The 15,123-nt window shown below is 62.6% G+C and carries 14 protein-coding genes and 1 tRNA gene; 7 read left to right on the top strand and 8 right to left on the bottom strand.

Annotated features, from left to right (window positions below; translation table 11 throughout):
* Positions 1 to 210: 210 nt before the first annotated feature.
* The 5 genes from urtA to urtE all read left to right on the top strand — a co-directional run bounded on the left by urtA (position 211) and on the right by urtE (position 6,203).
* The gene (gene urtA / locus PGB28_RS05950) at positions 211 to 1,494 is read left to right on the top strand and encodes an urea ABC transporter substrate-binding protein (protein WP_408636218.1); all 1,284 of its coding nucleotides are present in this window, start codon (positions 211 to 213) and stop codon (positions 1,492 to 1,494) included.
* Between the two features lie 72 nt (positions 1,495 to 1,566).
* The gene (gene urtB / locus PGB28_RS05945; RefSeq protein ID WP_271420580.1) at positions 1,567 to 3,510 is read left to right on the top strand and encodes an urea ABC transporter permease subunit UrtB; all 1,944 of its coding nucleotides are present in this window, start codon (positions 1,567 to 1,569) and stop codon (positions 3,508 to 3,510) included.
* A gap of 3 nt (positions 3,511 to 3,513) precedes the next feature.
* Positions 3,514 to 4,764 (top strand): urea ABC transporter permease subunit UrtC, encoded by a 1,251-nt coding sequence (gene urtC / locus PGB28_RS05940; protein WP_271420579.1) that lies wholly within the window; start codon positions 3,514 to 3,516, stop codon positions 4,762 to 4,764.
* Positions 4,761 to 5,501, top strand: coding sequence for an urea ABC transporter ATP-binding protein UrtD (urtD, locus tag PGB28_RS05935; RefSeq protein WP_271420578.1), 741 nt, complete (start codon positions 4,761 to 4,763; stop codon positions 5,499 to 5,501). The genes urtC and urtD overlap by 4 nt, the downstream gene beginning before the upstream one ends.
* Positions 5,502 to 5,504: 3 nt before the next feature.
* Entirely contained in the window at positions 5,505 to 6,203 is a 699-nt protein-coding gene (gene urtE, locus PGB28_RS05930) for an urea ABC transporter ATP-binding subunit UrtE (RefSeq protein WP_271420577.1), read from the top strand.
* 134 nt (positions 6,204 to 6,337) lie between these two features.
* Here the strand turns inward: urtE and PGB28_RS05925 are convergent.
* The 5 genes from PGB28_RS05925 to PGB28_RS05905 all read right to left on the bottom strand — a co-directional run bounded on the left by PGB28_RS05925 (position 6,338) and on the right by PGB28_RS05905 (position 11,244).
* Positions 6,338 to 6,412: transfer RNA gene (locus PGB28_RS05925), tRNA-Glu, on the bottom strand.
* Between the two features lie 138 nt (positions 6,413 to 6,550).
* Positions 6,551 to 8,287 carry a single-stranded-DNA-specific exonuclease RecJ gene (gene recJ / locus PGB28_RS05920; RefSeq protein WP_271420576.1) on the bottom strand — a complete coding sequence of 579 codons (1,737 nt, stop codon included), beginning with the start codon at positions 8,285 to 8,287 and terminating at the stop codon, positions 6,551 to 6,553.
* 2 nt (positions 8,288 to 8,289) lie between these two features.
* Entirely contained in the window at positions 8,290 to 8,859 is a 570-nt protein-coding gene (locus PGB28_RS05915; RefSeq protein WP_271420575.1) for a cysteine hydrolase family protein, read from the bottom strand.
* Complete coding sequence (glpX, locus tag PGB28_RS05910) at positions 8,856 to 9,821, bottom strand: class II fructose-bisphosphatase (protein ID WP_271420574.1); 966 nt, start codon at positions 9,819 to 9,821, stop codon at positions 8,856 to 8,858. The genes PGB28_RS05915 and glpX overlap by 4 nt, the downstream gene beginning before the upstream one ends.
* Before the next feature lie 136 nt (positions 9,822 to 9,957).
* Complete coding sequence (locus PGB28_RS05905; protein ID WP_271420573.1) at positions 9,958 to 11,244, bottom strand: homoserine dehydrogenase; 1,287 nt, start codon at positions 11,242 to 11,244, stop codon at positions 9,958 to 9,960.
* A gap of 245 nt (positions 11,245 to 11,489) precedes the next feature.
* Between PGB28_RS05905 and PGB28_RS05900 the strand changes: the two genes are divergently transcribed.
* Positions 11,490 to 11,978, top strand: a complete 489-nt coding sequence (locus PGB28_RS05900; protein WP_271420572.1) for a GFA family protein — start codon at positions 11,490 to 11,492, stop codon at positions 11,976 to 11,978.
* A gap of 30 nt (positions 11,979 to 12,008) precedes the next feature.
* On the opposite strand, the gene PGB28_RS05895 is transcribed toward PGB28_RS05900, so the two are convergent.
* Complete coding sequence (locus PGB28_RS05895; RefSeq protein ID WP_271420571.1) at positions 12,009 to 12,299, bottom strand: hypothetical protein; 291 nt, start codon at positions 12,297 to 12,299, stop codon at positions 12,009 to 12,011.
* An 87-nt stretch (positions 12,300 to 12,386) separates the two neighbouring features.
* Here PGB28_RS05895 and PGB28_RS05890 point away from each other — a divergent pair, with 87 nt between their 5' ends.
* Positions 12,387 to 12,974, top strand: coding sequence for a TetR/AcrR family transcriptional regulator (locus PGB28_RS05890; RefSeq protein ID WP_271420570.1), 588 nt, complete (start codon positions 12,387 to 12,389; stop codon positions 12,972 to 12,974).
* Positions 12,975 to 13,046: 72 nt separating this feature from the next.
* Here the strand turns inward: PGB28_RS05890 and PGB28_RS05885 are convergent, their stop codons facing one another.
* Both PGB28_RS05885 and PGB28_RS05880 read right to left on the bottom strand, forming a co-directional pair.
* Complete coding sequence (locus tag PGB28_RS05885; protein ID WP_271420569.1) at positions 13,047 to 14,063, bottom strand: extracellular solute-binding protein; 1,017 nt, start codon at positions 14,061 to 14,063, stop codon at positions 13,047 to 13,049.
* A 127-nt stretch (positions 14,064 to 14,190) separates the two neighbouring features.
* Positions 14,191 to 15,063 (bottom strand): LysR family transcriptional regulator ArgP, encoded by an 873-nt coding sequence (locus tag PGB28_RS05880; protein WP_271420568.1) that lies wholly within the window; start codon positions 15,061 to 15,063, stop codon positions 14,191 to 14,193.
* Positions 15,064 to 15,123: the final 60 nt, after the last annotated feature.

Below are 15,123 nucleotides of genomic sequence, written 5' to 3'. Positions count from 1 at the left end.
AATTGATCCCTACGCCGCAATGCAGAATTTCTGAGCCTGCCCATGCCAACCCGGGGGGACCCAATCGGCAACAGGGTGTGTGACGACCGAATTGAATTGGCCTTCGCTCCGGCCGCCACACGATTTGCAACACTTATGTTGCGGGGATGGACCCTAGGCTCAGGCGCAGTGCTGCGCAATGCCGGGACGCCTCGCGGGAGACAAAGAGATATGACCCGTTTCACAAAAACCATGACTAGTATCGCAGCGCTTGGCATGTTTGCCGCCGCGCCCGCCTTTGCCGCCGATTGCCCGATCAAGGTGGGTGTGCTGCATTCGCTGTCCGGTACTATGGCGATTTCCGAGACCACGCTGAAAGACACGATGGAAATGCTGGTCGAGCAGCAAAACGCCAAGGGCGGCGTGCTGGGCTGTGAGCTTGAGGCGGTTGTCGTCGATCCGGCCTCGGACTGGCCGCTCTTTGCCGAGAAAGCCCGCGAGCTTCTGACCGTGCATGAAGTCGACGTGATCTTTGGCAACTGGACCTCCGTGTCGCGGAAATCCGTCTTGCCGGTGATCGAAGAACTCAACGGCCTGCTGTTCTACCCGGTGCAGTATGAGGGCGAGGAAAGCTCCAAGAACGTGTTCTACACCGGTGCCGCCCCCAACCAGCAGGCGATCCCGGCCACGGATTACTTCCTTGAGGAACTGGGCGTCGAGAAATTCGCGCTTCTGGGCACCGACTATGTCTATCCCCGCACCACCAACAACATCCTTGAAAGCTATCTGAAATCCAAGGGTATCGCCGAAGAGGACATCTTTGTGAACTACACGCCCTTTGGTCATTCCGACTGGGCCACTATCGTGGCGGACGTCGTGGCGCTGGGCGAAGATGGCAAGCAGGTGGGCGTGATCTCGACCATCAATGGCGACGCCAATATCGGCTTCTACAAGGAACTGGCGGCTGCGGGCGTGTCTGCGGACGATATCCCGGTTGTGGCGTTCTCCGTGGGTGAAGAAGAGCTGTCGGGTCTCGACACCTCGAACCTCGTCGGCCATCTCGCGGCGTGGAACTACTTCCAATCGGCTGAAACTGACGCCAATGCCGAATTCATCGCCACTTGGAAGGCCCGCATGGGCGAAGAGCGCGTGACCAATGACCCGATGGAAGCCCACTATATCGGCTTCAACATGTGGGTGAACGCGGTCACCGATGCCGAGACCACCGATGTCGATGCCGTGCGTGACGCCATGTATGGCCAGACCTTCCCGAACCTGACCGGCGGCACTGCCGAGATGCTGGTAAACCATCACCTGTCCAAGCCGGTCCTGATCGGTGAAATTCAGGCCGATGGCCAGTTCGACATCATCTCCCAAACTTCGGAAGTGCCGGGTGATGCCTGGACCGACTTCCTGCCGGAATCGGCAGTGCTCAAATCCGATTGGAAAGAGCTGGGTTGCGGGATGTACAACACCGAAACCGAAAGCTGCGTGCAGATCAAATCCAACTACTGATCCGCGACTGACAGACCGGGGTCCGCGGTTTCGCGGGCCCCATCCCCCAAAGTTTTTGAATGAAAGCCGGTCATGCTCCGTGTGCTCTTCACGGTCCTGATGCTCTTGTGCCTGCCGGTGGCGGGTCTGGCCCAGGATCTCCAATCGCTTCTTCAGGTCCACAAGGACGAGATTGCCAAGCCCAAGCGGAAATCCGTGGGCCCGGTGCTGGATGCGCTGGTGGCCTCGGGTCATCCGGCCCTGTCGCAATTCCTGCAAAACTGGCAGGAAAAAGAGGTCTATCAGCGCACTGGTGATGAGATGTTCTTTTACGTTCAGGAAAGCGGCGATGCGCTGACTCTTCTGGATATCGAGACCCGAGAAATTGTCACAGAAGGCGTCGCCGAGGACGCGATGGCGCAGATCAAGCCCAATGGCGGCGTGCGCAAGGCCATTGGCGAGGCGCTGGTACAGTTCCAGCTCTCGGACCCTGATCCGGCCCGCCGCGCCGATGCGCTGGACGCCATTTCCCGCAATCTCGATGCGTCCCAGCTTGAGCCGCTCAAACGCTCTATCGAAGGCGAAACCGGACCCTCCCTGCGCCTGCGCAAGGAGCGGCTGGCGAATTACCTGGTTGCGCGGTTTGGCAAGACGACCGGGGACCGCGTGACAGCGATTGAAAACCTGTCCGATGATCTGAGCGTCGATGGCCGCGCCGTGCTGTCGCAGATCCTGCGCACCAAACTGGTGGCGACGCAGGAGCCGACCGACAGCATGAACCTCGCGCGGATTGTGACTCCGGGCGAGGACGAAGAGCTGAGTGTACACGCCGCCTATGAAATCCTCGTGGACGAGGCGGGACTTCCCCCGATTGTGACGCAAGAGGACGTGCTGGCCATCATCGGGGCCAATGTGGACGGGGGTCGCGCGGGCGGTATCGCGCTGGCCGCCATGGACAATTGGGACATGCGGTATCGTGCCTATGACGCGCTGGCCGAACAGGGTGTTGCCCCGCCACGCGCTACTGATGTCCCGGCGCTGGTGTCCGAATGGACCTTTGCCGAGGTTTATGACGAGAAAGACAGCGACGTGACCGATGCGGCCAAGGCGACGCAGGAGACGGTCGAAACCCGCGTTGCGATGAGCCAGGCCGCTGACCTTGGTCTGGACGCCATTTCACTCGCCTCGATCTATTTTCTAGCGGCCATCGGCCTTGCCATCACCTTTGGCGTGATGGGGGTCATCAATATGGCCCATGGCGAGTTCATCATGATGGGTGCCTACACCGGATATGTGGTGCAGCTCTTCATCCCCGATTACACGCTCTCGCTCATTGTAGCGCTGCCGCTGGCCTTTGCCGTGACCTTCGGCGCAGGCGTGGCGATGGAGCGGCTGGTGATCCGCTGGCTTTATCACCGCCCGCTTGAGACGCTTCTGGCCACCTTCGGCATCTCCATCGCGCTGCAACAGCTGGCCAAGAACATCTTTGGCACACAGGCACGCCCGCTCACCTCGCCGGGCTGGCTTGATGGGGCCTGGGTGATCAATGACGTGATCCAGATCGCCTATATCCGCATCGCGATCTTTGTGCTGGCGGTGCTGTTCCTTGGCCTGCTGCTCTTCATCCTCAAGAAAACCCGGCTGGGACTTGAGGTCCGTGCGGTCACCCAAAATCCGCGCATGGCGTCCTCCATGGGGATCAACCCCGACAAGATCAACATGCTGACCTTTGGTCTGGGCTCCGGCATCGCGGGCATCGCCGGTGTGGCCATCGGGCTTTACGCTAAAGTCACCTCCGAGATGGGCTCGGACTATATCGTGCAGAGCTTCATGACCGTGGTTGTGGGCGGTGTCGGCAATGTCTGGGGCACGCTGGCGGGGGCGGGCATGATCGGCACGCTGCAGAAATGGATCGAATGGCTGAACCCGTCCAACACGCTGGCGGCCCAGACCTACATGATCCTCTTCATCATCCTTTTCATCCAGTTCCGGCCCAAGGGCATCGTCGCCCTCAAAGGCCGCGCGGCGGGGGATTAATCCATGAGTGACGCAAGCCTGTCCAAGGAAACGATTTCTTCAAAAGAAATCGGTCCGAAATCTTCAAAAGATTTCGCGACCACGCCCAAACGCCGGTCCTTTATCGCGCAAAATCCCTCGGTCCTGTGGTTCCTGCTGGCGCTCGCCGCATTTACCCTCGGCGTTACGCTCCTGTCCGAGGCCGCGGGCAGCGCCGTGATCTCAACTTCTTTCGTCAAGACACTGGGCAAGACGCTCTGCCTCTGCCTCGTGGCCATCGCCATGGATGTGGTCTGGGGCTATTGCGGCATCCTGAGCCTCGGCCATTTCGCCTTTTTCGGCATCGGTGGATACGCGGTGGGGATGTGGCTCATGTATGCGCGGACCGAGGCCATCGTAGCCGAGAACCTCGCAGGTCAGATCATCCCGCCCACGCAGGCCGAGATCAGCGATGCCATCGCCAGCCAGATTTTCGGTGTGGTCGGCGCCTCGGAATTCCCGCTGATCTGGGGGTTTTCCCATTCGCTCATTCTGCAGCTTGCCATGGTCATCCTGATCCCGGGGCTGCTCGCGTTGGTCTTTGGCTGGCTGGCCTTTCGCTCCCGCGTGACCGGCGTCTACCTGTCGATCCTGACGCAGGCGATGACGCTGGCGCTGGCGCTCTACCTGTTCCAGAACGACAGCGGGTTGCGCGGCAACAATGGTCTCTCGGGCCTGCAGAACATCCCCGGCTTTGAACAGGTGCCGCAGGCGCAGATCTCCATCGCCTTCTTCTGGGCCTCGGCGCTGGCGCTGGGGCTGGGCTATGTGCTCTTTGCCTGGGTGCTGCGCGGCAAGTTCGGCAGCGTGATCCGCGCGATCCGGGATGACGAAGCGCGGGTGCGCTTCCTTGGCTATCACGTGGAAAGCTACAAGCTCTTTATCTTCACCCTGACCGCCGTGATCGCGGCGATTGCCGGTGCGCTGTATTACCCGCAGGCGGGCATCATCAACCCGGGCGAAGTGGCCCCCATCGCCTCGATCTACCTTGCGGTCTGGGTCGCCATCGGCGGGCGTGGACGGCTGTACGGCGCGGTGATCGGTGCCGCATTCGTGTCGCTCTTGTCCAGCTGGTTCACCGGCGGCGGCGTGCCTGCCATCGACCTTGGTTTCTACACGATCCAATGGACCGATTGGTGGCTAGTGCTTCTCGGCTTTTCCTTTGTCGCCGTCACCCTGTTCCTGCCCGGGGGCATCAGCAGCCTGTTTGACCGGCTCGTGAGGAAAGAGACATGAGCACGCTTCTTGAACTTTCTGGCGTCTCCGTCACCTTTGACGGCTTCCGCGCCATCAACAACCTGTCCTTCCAGATCGGCGAGCCGGAATTGCGCGCCATCATCGGTCCCAACGGCGCGGGCAAGACCACCTTCATGGATATCGTGACGGGAAAGACCAAACCGGATGAGGGCCGTGTGCTCTGGGGGGACAAGGGGATCTCGCTCATTGGTCTGAGCGAAAGCCGCATTTCGCGCGAAGGGATCGGGCGGAAATTCCAGAAACCCACCGTGTTCGAGGCGCAATCGGTGCGCGATAACCTTGCCATGGCGCTGCGCAACCCGCGCGGGCCGCTGGATGTGCTGTTTTATCGCAAATCCGCCCAGGGTGCCGCCCGGATCGAAGCGGTAGCGGAGCAGATCGGGCTGACGGATGCGTTGGAGCGCACAGCCGGTGAGCTGAGCCATGGCCAGAAACAATGGCTGGAAATCGGTATGCTGCTGGCGCAGGAACCGCGGCTTTTGCTGGTGGATGAACCGGCGGCGGGCATGACCCCGGCGGAACGGGAGAAAACCACCGACATCCTTGTCGAGGCCGCGAAAACCCGCGCTGTCGTCGTGGTGGAACACGACATGGAGTTCGTGCGGCGGCTGAATTGCAAGGTCACGGTGCTGAACGAGGGCTCGGTTCTGGCCGAAGGCTCGCTGGATCACGTGACGAAAAACCCCGACGTCATCGACGTCTACCTTGGGCGCTGAGATATGTTGAGAATCAATGACCTGACCCTGCATTACGGGCACTCGCAAATCCTCTACGATATCTCGCTGGAGGCGCAGGCCGGGGCCGTGACCTGTCTCATGGGCACCAATGGCGTGGGCAAGACCAGCCTGCTCAAGGCAATCTCGGGCACTCATGCGCGATCCGGGGGCGAGATGATGCTGGACGGACAGTCCGTGCCCCGCACCGCGCCTGCCCATGCGCTGGCGCGGATGGGTGTCGGCTATGTTCCGCAGGGGCGCGATGTGTTCCCGCTGATGACCGTGCGTGAGAATCTTGAGACCGGCTATGCCTGTCTCGACCGGTCCGAGCGTATGGTGCCGGACGAAATTTATGAGCTGTTCCCCGTGCTGGCCGAAATGAAGGGCCGACGCGGTGGCGACCTCTCCGGCGGGCAGCAGCAACAGCTGGCCATTGGCCGGGCGCTGGTGACCAAGCCCAAGCTTTTGCTGCTGGATGAACCGACCGAGGGCATCCAGCCCAATATCATCAAGCAGATCGGCGACGTGATCGCATACCTGCGCGACCGGGGCGACATGGCGATCCTGCTGGTCGAGCAATTCTTTGATTTCGCTTATGATCTGGGTGATCACTTCGTGGCGCTGACACGCGGGACCGTGACCCATAATGCCCCGCGCGCAGAGACGGGACGCGAAGAGCTGCTGTCGCGCGTGTCGGTGTGAGTGGGCGCACGGGCAAGAGACGTCAAATATATATCAGGGAGACGCGGTTAGGTTGCATGCTTCGCCGTCCAAACGGGCGACGCGAACTTCACCATCCACTTGCGATGGATCATGGATCAAACTGCGAGGAAAAGTGGCAGCCCGTAGGGGAATCGAACCCCTCTTTCCAGGTTGAAAACCTGGCGTCCTAACCGATAGACGAACGGGCCAGCGCCGTGGCGTGAGGCGGGTTCTAGGCAAACAGGCGGTGGGGTGCAAGAGAAAAAATGCAGAAAAATTCACGCCGATGCAGATTCTTTTTGTGCCGGAGAACCGGGCCTATGCAACCCGCTTGATCGGGCCGGTTTTCAGGCCTCCGCCGCATCATCAAGGCGCAGTTGCACCTTGGTGCGCCCGCCCCATGTGTTGGTATCGAGCTTGCCCGCCAGATGGAATCGCTTGCCGCCGTGTTGCTCCAGCGCAGTGCCCAGCGGGCCGTCATAGGCGCCAAAGGCAATGGCGTCGATGGGTGCGCTCAGCCCGTCGGAAAAGCTCAGTTTGAGGTGGCTTTCGCCGACGCGTTTCGCGAATCTGATCTGCATGTCCGGAAAGGCAAAGCGCGGGGCAGGGGCCGAGGCGCCGTAGGGCCCGGCCTCTTCCAGTTGCGCGACAAGTTCCGGTGTCGCCGCGCCGGGCATCAGCGCCCCGTCAAGGCGCAGGTCCGCCGGGCCAGCCTCGCCCGCGCCCTGTTTGGCGAGCAATTCGCTCAGGCGCTCCATGGCGGCGTCCAGCTGGTCCCGGGCCACGGTCAAGCCAGCAGCCATCTTGTGCCCGCCGCCTTTGATCAGCAGCCCCTCGGCGGCCAGCCGCTGGATGGACGCGCCAAGGTCCACGCCTGTGACCGACCGGCCCGAGCCTTTGCCCTCGTCCTCCTCAAGCCCGATCACGATGGCAGGGCGGTTGGTCAACTCTTTCAGACGCGAGGCAACGATGCCCACCACACCCGGATGCCATCCTTCGCCCGCCGCCCAGACCAGCGGCGTATCCAGGCCCCGCGCCTCGGCCTGATCCAGCGCGGCGGCGCGCACGGCGGCTTCGACCTCGCGCCGTTCGCGGTTCAACTCGTCCAGCCGTTCGGCGATGGACTGCGCCTCTGCCGGGTCATGGGTGGACAGGAGGCGCGCGCCCAGATCGGCCTTGCCGATGCGCCCGCCCGCATTGACGCGTGGCCCCAGCACATAGCCCAGATGATAGGAGGTCGGCGCGGTGTCCAGCTTGGCCACATCTGCCAGCGCCACCAGACCGGGACGGGCGCGCCGGGCCATGATCTTCAGCCCCTGCCGCACCAGTGCCCGGTTCACCCCGATCAGCGGGGCCACATCGGCCACCGTGGCCAGCCCGACCAGATCGAGCATGGACATCAGGTCCGGGCCGGTTTTGCCCGCCTCGCGCAATTGCCGACCGGCCTCGACCAGCGCGAGGAATACCACAGCCGCAGCGCAGAGATGGGCAAGCGCGCCATCCTCGTCCTGGCGGTTGGGGTTCACCACGGCCAGCGCGGGGGGCAGGGTTTCGCCGCCGAGGTGGTGATCCAGCACGATCACATCCGCGCCCCTGGCGGCGGCGATCGGGCCATGGGACTGCGTCCCGCAATCGACGCAGATGATCAGGTCATGATCGCGCGCTAACGCTTCCATCGCCGGTTCATTGGGGCCATAGCCCTCGTCGATCCGGTCGGGCACATAGAGCGTTGCATCGCGTCCCAAAGCCCGCAGCCACGTGATCAGCAGGGCCGCCGACGATCCGCCATCCACGTCGTAATCGGCAAAAATCGCGATGCGCTCCTTGCGTGCGACCGCCCGGAGCAGGCGGGTGGCGGCCGTTTCCATGTCGCGCAGGCAGCGCGGGTCGGGCAGCAGGTCGCGCAGCTTGGGATCGAGAAAGGCCGGGGCGTCCTGCGCGCTGACCTGACGCCGGGCCAGCACCAGCACAAGGGCCCGGGGCAGCCCCGTGGCCTGCTCCAATGCGTCGGCCTGCCGCTCTGTCTCAAGCCCTGGCCCGATCCAGCGGCGGCCTGTCAGCGATGTCTCAACGTTGAGGAACATGCTCAGCCGGTCTCCGCAATGAGATCGGCGCTGGCCCGCGCGGTGACAAATTCGCCATGCAGATGCGCGATGGCCACATCATGGATCACCTCGGGCGAAAGCGCATCCGCATCGGATTTCCAGCCCATCGACGCATTTGCGTAAAACGCCGCGCAGGCATCATGCGCCAACGTCACGTCAAATCCCAGATTGGCCGACATGCGACAGGAGGTGGAGACGCAATGCGGCGTGGTCAGGCCGCAGATGATCAGGCGCGTGAGGCCCTTCGCGCGCAGGTCCGCCTCCAGCCCGGTGCCGATGAAGGCAGAATTCACGGATTTCTCATAAATCGGTTCACCCCCGGAAGGTTCCAGCCCGGGCAGGAACGCAGTGCCGCCGGTATCAGGCCCCAAAGGCGAGCCCGGCTCTGAGCTGATATGGCGGACATGAAACACCGGCAGGCCCGCGTCGCGGCAGGCCTCCAACAGGGACTGCGCATTGCGCTCTGCATCCGGATTGTTTCGCGCGCCCCAGACCGGGCTTTGAAACCCGGTCTGAAAATCAATCAGGATCAGCGCGCGATCCGCGCTCATTTCGTCGGGTTGCGATAGGTCATGCGCCGGACCGAGCCGGTCTTGGAGCGCATCAGCAGCGTCTCGGTGGTGACATAGCCCACCTCGCGCTTGATCCCGGGCAGGAGCGAGCCGCCGGTCACGCCGGTGGCGGCAAAGATCACGTGGTCGGTCACCATGTCATCGCGGGTATAGATGCGGTCGAGATCGGTGATTCCGGCCTTGGCGGCGCGGCCGCGCTCGTCATCATTGCGGAAGGTCAGACGGCCCTGCATCTGCCCGCCCATGCATTTCAGAGCGGCAGCGGCCAGCACGCCTTCGGGCGCGCCGCCGCGGCCCATATACATGTCGATGTCGGTCACATCCGGTTCGGCGCAATGCATGACACCGGCCACGTCGCCATCGGTGATCAGCCGGATCGCCGCACCGGTCGAACGGACCTCGGCGATCATCTCCTGATGGCGGGGGCGTTCGAGGATGCAGACGGTGATATCCTTGGGCTCACAACCCTTTTCCGTGGCCAGCGCCGAAACCCGCGTGGCGGGCGGCATGTCCAGCGTCACGATGCCTTCGGGATAGCCAGGGCCAATGGCCAGCTTGTCCATGTAGACATCCGGCGCATGCAGCATCGAGCCGCGCGGACCCATGGCGATCACGGTCAGCGCATTGGGCATGTCCTTGGCGGTCAGCGTCGTGCCTTCCAGCGGGTCAAGCGCGATGTCCACGCCGGGACCGTTGCCGGTACCCACCTCTTCGCCGATGAACAGCATGGGCGCTTCGTCGCGCTCGCCTTCGCCAATGACCACGACACCGGCGATATCCAGAAGGTTGAGCTGTTCACGCATGGCGTTCACGGCGGCCTGGTCCGCGGCCTTCTCGTCCCCGCGCCCGATCAGGTCGGCGCTGGCAATCGCGGCCTGTTCGGCAACACGGGCCAGCCCGAGGGAAAGCATGCGGTCATTGAAATCGAGCGTTTTGGACATCAGGTCATCCTTCAAGAAAAGCGTTTGACCCGTCCTAGCCCTTAGCAGTGGGGCGCTGCAAGGCAGATAGCGCTACCTTCGGCACCGCCCGACGGCGGATCGCGTGGTTGTAGGCTGACACCGGAGTGATGCCGTCTCAGACCTCTTCAATGCGCAGCGACACCGGATCGCCCAGCATGACGCCGGTTTCGCGCATGGCGATCACCGCCTCGTTCAGCGCTGTGCGGCGGGTCTTGTGCGTCACGATCAGCACCGGTGCGGCGGTGTCGGCATGGCCGTATTGGCGCATCCGGTCGATGGAGATGCCCGAGGCGCCAAGCGCGGTGGCAATCTTGGCCAGAGCGCCGGGTTTGTCCTCAAGCGTCATGCGGATGTAATAGGGCGCGGGCGCGGCGCTTTGGGCCGGTTTGGTTTCCACCAGCGTTGCCGCGGGCTGGCCAAAGGTGCTCAGCCGTGTGCCGCGTGCGATGTCCAGCACATCGCCCATCACCGCGCTGGCGGTCGGGCCTTCGCCCGCGCCGGGGCCGCGCAGTACGATCTGTTCCACCGCGTCGCCTTCGATTACCACCATATTGGTGCCGCCCTCAAGCTGACCCAGCGGCGAGGCGGCGGGCACAAGGCAGGGCGACATGCGCTGCTCCAACCCGCGACCGGTCATCTGCGCCACGCCCAGAAGCTTGATGCGGTAGCCCATATCGGCGGCGGCGTGTATATCTTCAATGGAGATCTGGCCGATGCCTTCCAACTCGACACCGTCGAAATGAACCTGCGTGCCAAAGGCGATGGAGGACAGCAGCGACAGTTTATGCCCGGCGTCGATGCCGCCCACGTCCAGATTGGGATCGGCCTCCAGATAGCCAAGTTGGTTGGCCTCTTCAAAGACCTCCTCATAGGGCAGACCGGCATTTTCCATGCGGGTCAGGATGTAGTTGCAGGTGCCGTTCATCACGCCCAGAACGCGGGTGATTTCATTGCCCGCCAGCCCCTCGGTCAGGGATTTGATCACCGGGATGCCGCCCGCGACCGCCGCCTCAAAGCGCAGCACGCGACCATTGGCCTCGGCGAGTTCGGCCAGCGCCTGACCATGCAGGGCGAGCATCGCCTTGTTCGCAGTCACCACGTCCTTGCCCGCCTTGAGCGCGGCCTCGGTCGCGGCCTTGGCCGGGCCGTCGCTGCCACCCATCAGTTCGACAAACACGTCCACATCGTCGCGCGTTGCCAGTGCCACGGGATCGTCTTCCCACGCGTAAGAGGACAGGTTCACGCCCCGGTCCTTGTCGCGGGTGCGCGCGGACACGGCGCTGATCTCGATCTTGCAGCCGGTGCGTGCCTCAAGCAGCGCGGCTTTCTGGCGGATGATTTTCACGGTTCCGGTCCCGACCGTCCCCAGCCCGGCAATTCCAAGGCGCAAAACTGTGGTCATGATCGGGTCCTCCGGTTCGGGCATCAGTTCCGCCGCGATGTACGCGCAACGAGAGGTGGGTGCAATGTCCGTAAGGGTGGCCGGAGCCCGAAAAACCTTGGCTGCATGAGAAAAGGGCACAGTCACACAGCAATATCGTCAGTTGGCCGGGAGCCCTGGCACCGTGTTGGCAGAATTGTGCGAATATTACGGTGGCAGTATGCTGTTCAGAGCAAGGATGTCAGACCCTAGGAAAGGATTGGGACATGTCGACCGGGTACAAGGGGCGTTGTCTTTGTGGCAATGTGGAATATGACACCGGGCAGGATCCGCTTTGGGTCACCGTCTGTTACTGCCGGTTTTGCCAGCGAGCGACAGGCTCTGACAGAATGATCGAGCCGATTTTCGAGCGCGACGGCTTTTCATTCACCAAGGGCACTCCGGCTGTATATACGCTGCCGTCGGAGGGCAGCGGCCAAGACGTGAACGTGCATTTTTGCGCCGATTGCGGCACAAAGCTGGCGCTGACCTTTGCGCGCTGGCCGGATCGGCTGGGCGTTTATATCGGGACGCTGGACGATCCCGGTGCGATTTCGGTCACGCCCGAAAACAGCAAGCACATCTTCCTGTCCGAAGCACGGCAGGGAACCATTGTCCCGCCGGGTTTCAAGTTTTTTGAACGGCATGCGGCGGAAAACGACGGCACCCCGATCGAACCGACCATTCTGCAAAAGCCCTACGTCGTGGGTGGCTAAGCGCGGTCTTCGGATCAGTGCGCCAGTGGCTCAGCGCACGCCGCGTGCCATGCGCGCACGTGTCTGCCGGTCAATCACCGGGCCACTCAAACGGGCGGCGCGGGCGCGCAGCGCGGCGACACGGTCCAGAACCGCGGCCTGAAGATCAAGCGTTGCAGAGCTGGCCGGAATACCGCGCAGTTCATCCACGGTCAGCAGCCGGGGATAGGCCGCATCGGCCACGCCGGGGCCTTCGGCATCGTCGAGGGCCGGGAACTGCGTGCAGGCGCCAAGACATACACAAATGAAAAGCCTGTTGATCCGCATGGTCCGTTCCGTCACATTCCGGATACCCTCATGCCGTACTCCGCGCGCAAGAGCAAGGATTGCCGATTGAACTGAACGTATGTTCAGTTTTAAACTGCCGCCATGGCGCGTACCGCAGGTTCACATTCCGATATTACCGGCCCCCGTGTCCGCGAGGCGGCGCTGCGGCTTTTTGCGCGCCACGGCTTTGCCGCCGTCTCCATGCGCCAGATCGCGGGCGAGGTGGGGGTGCAGGCGGGGGCACTTTACAACTACACGCCGGACAAGCAGAGCCTTTTGTTCTCGCTGCTCAAAGGGCATATGGACGAGCTTCTGGCGGCTTGGACCGCTGAAAAGTCCGCGGGCGACCCGGCGGCGCGGCTGGAACAATTCACCCGGTTTCACATCCGCTTCAATGTCGAACGCCCCGAGGCGATCTTCATCTCCTACATGGAACTGCGCAATCTGAGCCCCGAGAATTTCGAAGTGGTCGAAGCCCTGCGCCGCGCCTATGAGAACGAATTGGAAGCCATCCTGCATGACGGGGTCACGGCGGGGCAGTTGGAAGTGCCCGATACCAAGATTGCGACGCTGGCGGTGATTGCCATGCTGACCGGGGTCAATACCTGGTATCGTGCCGGTGGGCGGCTGTCGCTGGCAGAGGTGGAACAGATTTACTGGGACATGGTGCGCCGGGCGGTCGGCGGCTGACATCGGTCATGTTCAATAGAAAACACCCCATCGATGGATCGACGGGGTGTTCGTGTGTTTTGGAAGGACGCGTTACTTCCAGCCAACCTCGTTGAAGATTTTCTGCGCCTCGGGCACGTTCTTGGCCACGGCAGAGAGGTCCACGTCATCGGGCTTGAACATGCCAAGCTGCGCGACGGAGGGCGACAGGCTCACACCCGGAACCGCCGGGTATTCGTCATTGCCGGCCGAGAAATACTGCTGTGCCTGATCCGAGGCGAGGTATTCGAGGAACTTGATGGCGTTCTCCTTGTTCGGCGCATGCGCGGCCACGCCGCCGCCCGACAGGTTCATATGCGCTCCTTCACCATCCTGGGCCGGGAAAACCCAGCCGATATTGGCCATCGCCTCGTCGTCCAACCCGCTGACATCGGTGCGGATGGCGCGGGCGAAGTAATAGGTGTTGGAGATCGAGATATCGCATTCGCCCGAGACCAGACCGCGCAGTTGGTCGGTGTCGCCGCCCTGCGGGTCACGGGCGAAATTGTCGACCACGCCCTGCGCCCAGGCCTTGGCGGCCTCGGCCCCGTGGTTTTCGATCACGGCGGACAGTAGCGTTTGGGAATAGACATTGGTCGACGAGCGGTGACAGACCATGCCCTTGTAGGCCGGATCGGCCAGATCGACATAGGATTTCGGCGGGTTTTCCACATCCGTCTTGTCGTAAAAAATGATGCGCGCACGCTGCGAGAAGCCGAACCACTGGTTGTCGGCGTCCTGCAGGTAAGCGGGGATGCGATCTTCGAGCACGGCACTGTCGATGGCCTGCAGCACGCCCGCGTCCTTGGCGCGTTCCAGACGCGAGGTGTCCACGGTCAGCAGGATATCGGCGGGCGAGTTCTGGCCCTCGGCCTGCATACGCGCGACCAACTCGTCGGCATTGCCTTCGATACGGTTGATGGTGATGCCGGTCATCTCTTCGAAATCCGAATAGAGCCGTTCATCGGTGTCGTAGTGACGCGAGGAATAGAGGTTCAGTTCTCCGTCAGCCAGCGCTGCGGTGCCCGCAATCGAGAGGGCGAGGATCGAGGTCATTGCCTTGATGGGCATGGAAGACTCCGCTGTTCATGTTTCTGATAATTTTTGTCAGTAATTGAGTCGCGAAGGGTTCGCAAGTAATTTCCGACAAAAGAAATCGGGTTTTCCGCCAATGCGCGGATCGCTGCGTATGCAGCCTTTAGATAAGGTGGTCGCTGGCTGCGCGCCGCATGGCCCTTGTCAGCGCCTCCAGCGCCGGGGCCACCGCGCGGCGGACCTGCCAATACAGCGGAGTGTCCATCGGCAGGTCGCGATGAAACGCCACGAGAGCGCCCCGGGCAATATCGTCCCGGACCATGATCTCAGGGTTCAGCCCCCATCCAAGACCGCGCCTTGCCGCTTCGACAAAACCTTGCGGTGATGGCAGGTCATGACAGGGCGGCAGGAGCCTGCGCCCGGTCAGCTGATGCAGCCAGTCATGTTGCAGCCTGTCCTTTTGACTGAAACGCAGCATTGGCGCTTGTGTCAGCGCCTCCGGCGTGACGCCGTCGGGAAAGTGCAGGGCAATGTAGTCCGGGCTGGCGGTTGCAAGGTAACGCAGCGTGCCAAGCGGATGGCAATCGCAGCCCTGAATGGGGTGGGCATGATCGGTGATCGCGGCGCTGACTTCGCCCCGGCGCAGCCAGTCGGCGGAATGGGCCTGATCATCCACGACAATTTCGTACAGAAGGTCCGTGACCTGGGCCAGGGCAGGGATCACAAAGGTCGCCAGACTGTCCGCCGTGACCGCCAGCCGTACCTTGCCGGGCTCTACGCCAAGCGACAGGTCGCGGGCCAGATCGGCCTCGAGCAGCGAGAGTTCGGTGGCATGACGTGCCAGCCGCGCCCCGGCCTCGGTCGCACGTGCAGGGCTGGAGCGGATGATCAGCGTGGTGCCGACCCGGTCCTCCAGCGCGCGGATGCGCTGGGAAATGGCGGACGGGGTCACGTGAAGCGCGGCGGCGGCATGGTCGAAACTGCCGTGACGCAGGACGGCCACCAAAGCGGCCAGTTGAGAGGGGTCAAGCTGCATTAGGAAAACTTAATCAAGTACAGTTCATTTAACTAGGCTTTTGCGGTGACAATGATTAGC

It is taken from the genome of Primorskyibacter aestuariivivens (assembly GCF_028023675.1).
In the GTDB taxonomy this organism is placed as follows: domain Bacteria; phylum Pseudomonadota; class Alphaproteobacteria; order Rhodobacterales; family Rhodobacteraceae; genus Marinovum; species Marinovum aestuariivivens.
Note: the sequence above shows the minus strand (reverse complement) of the source record. Positions and strands in the feature narration are given on the sequence as shown.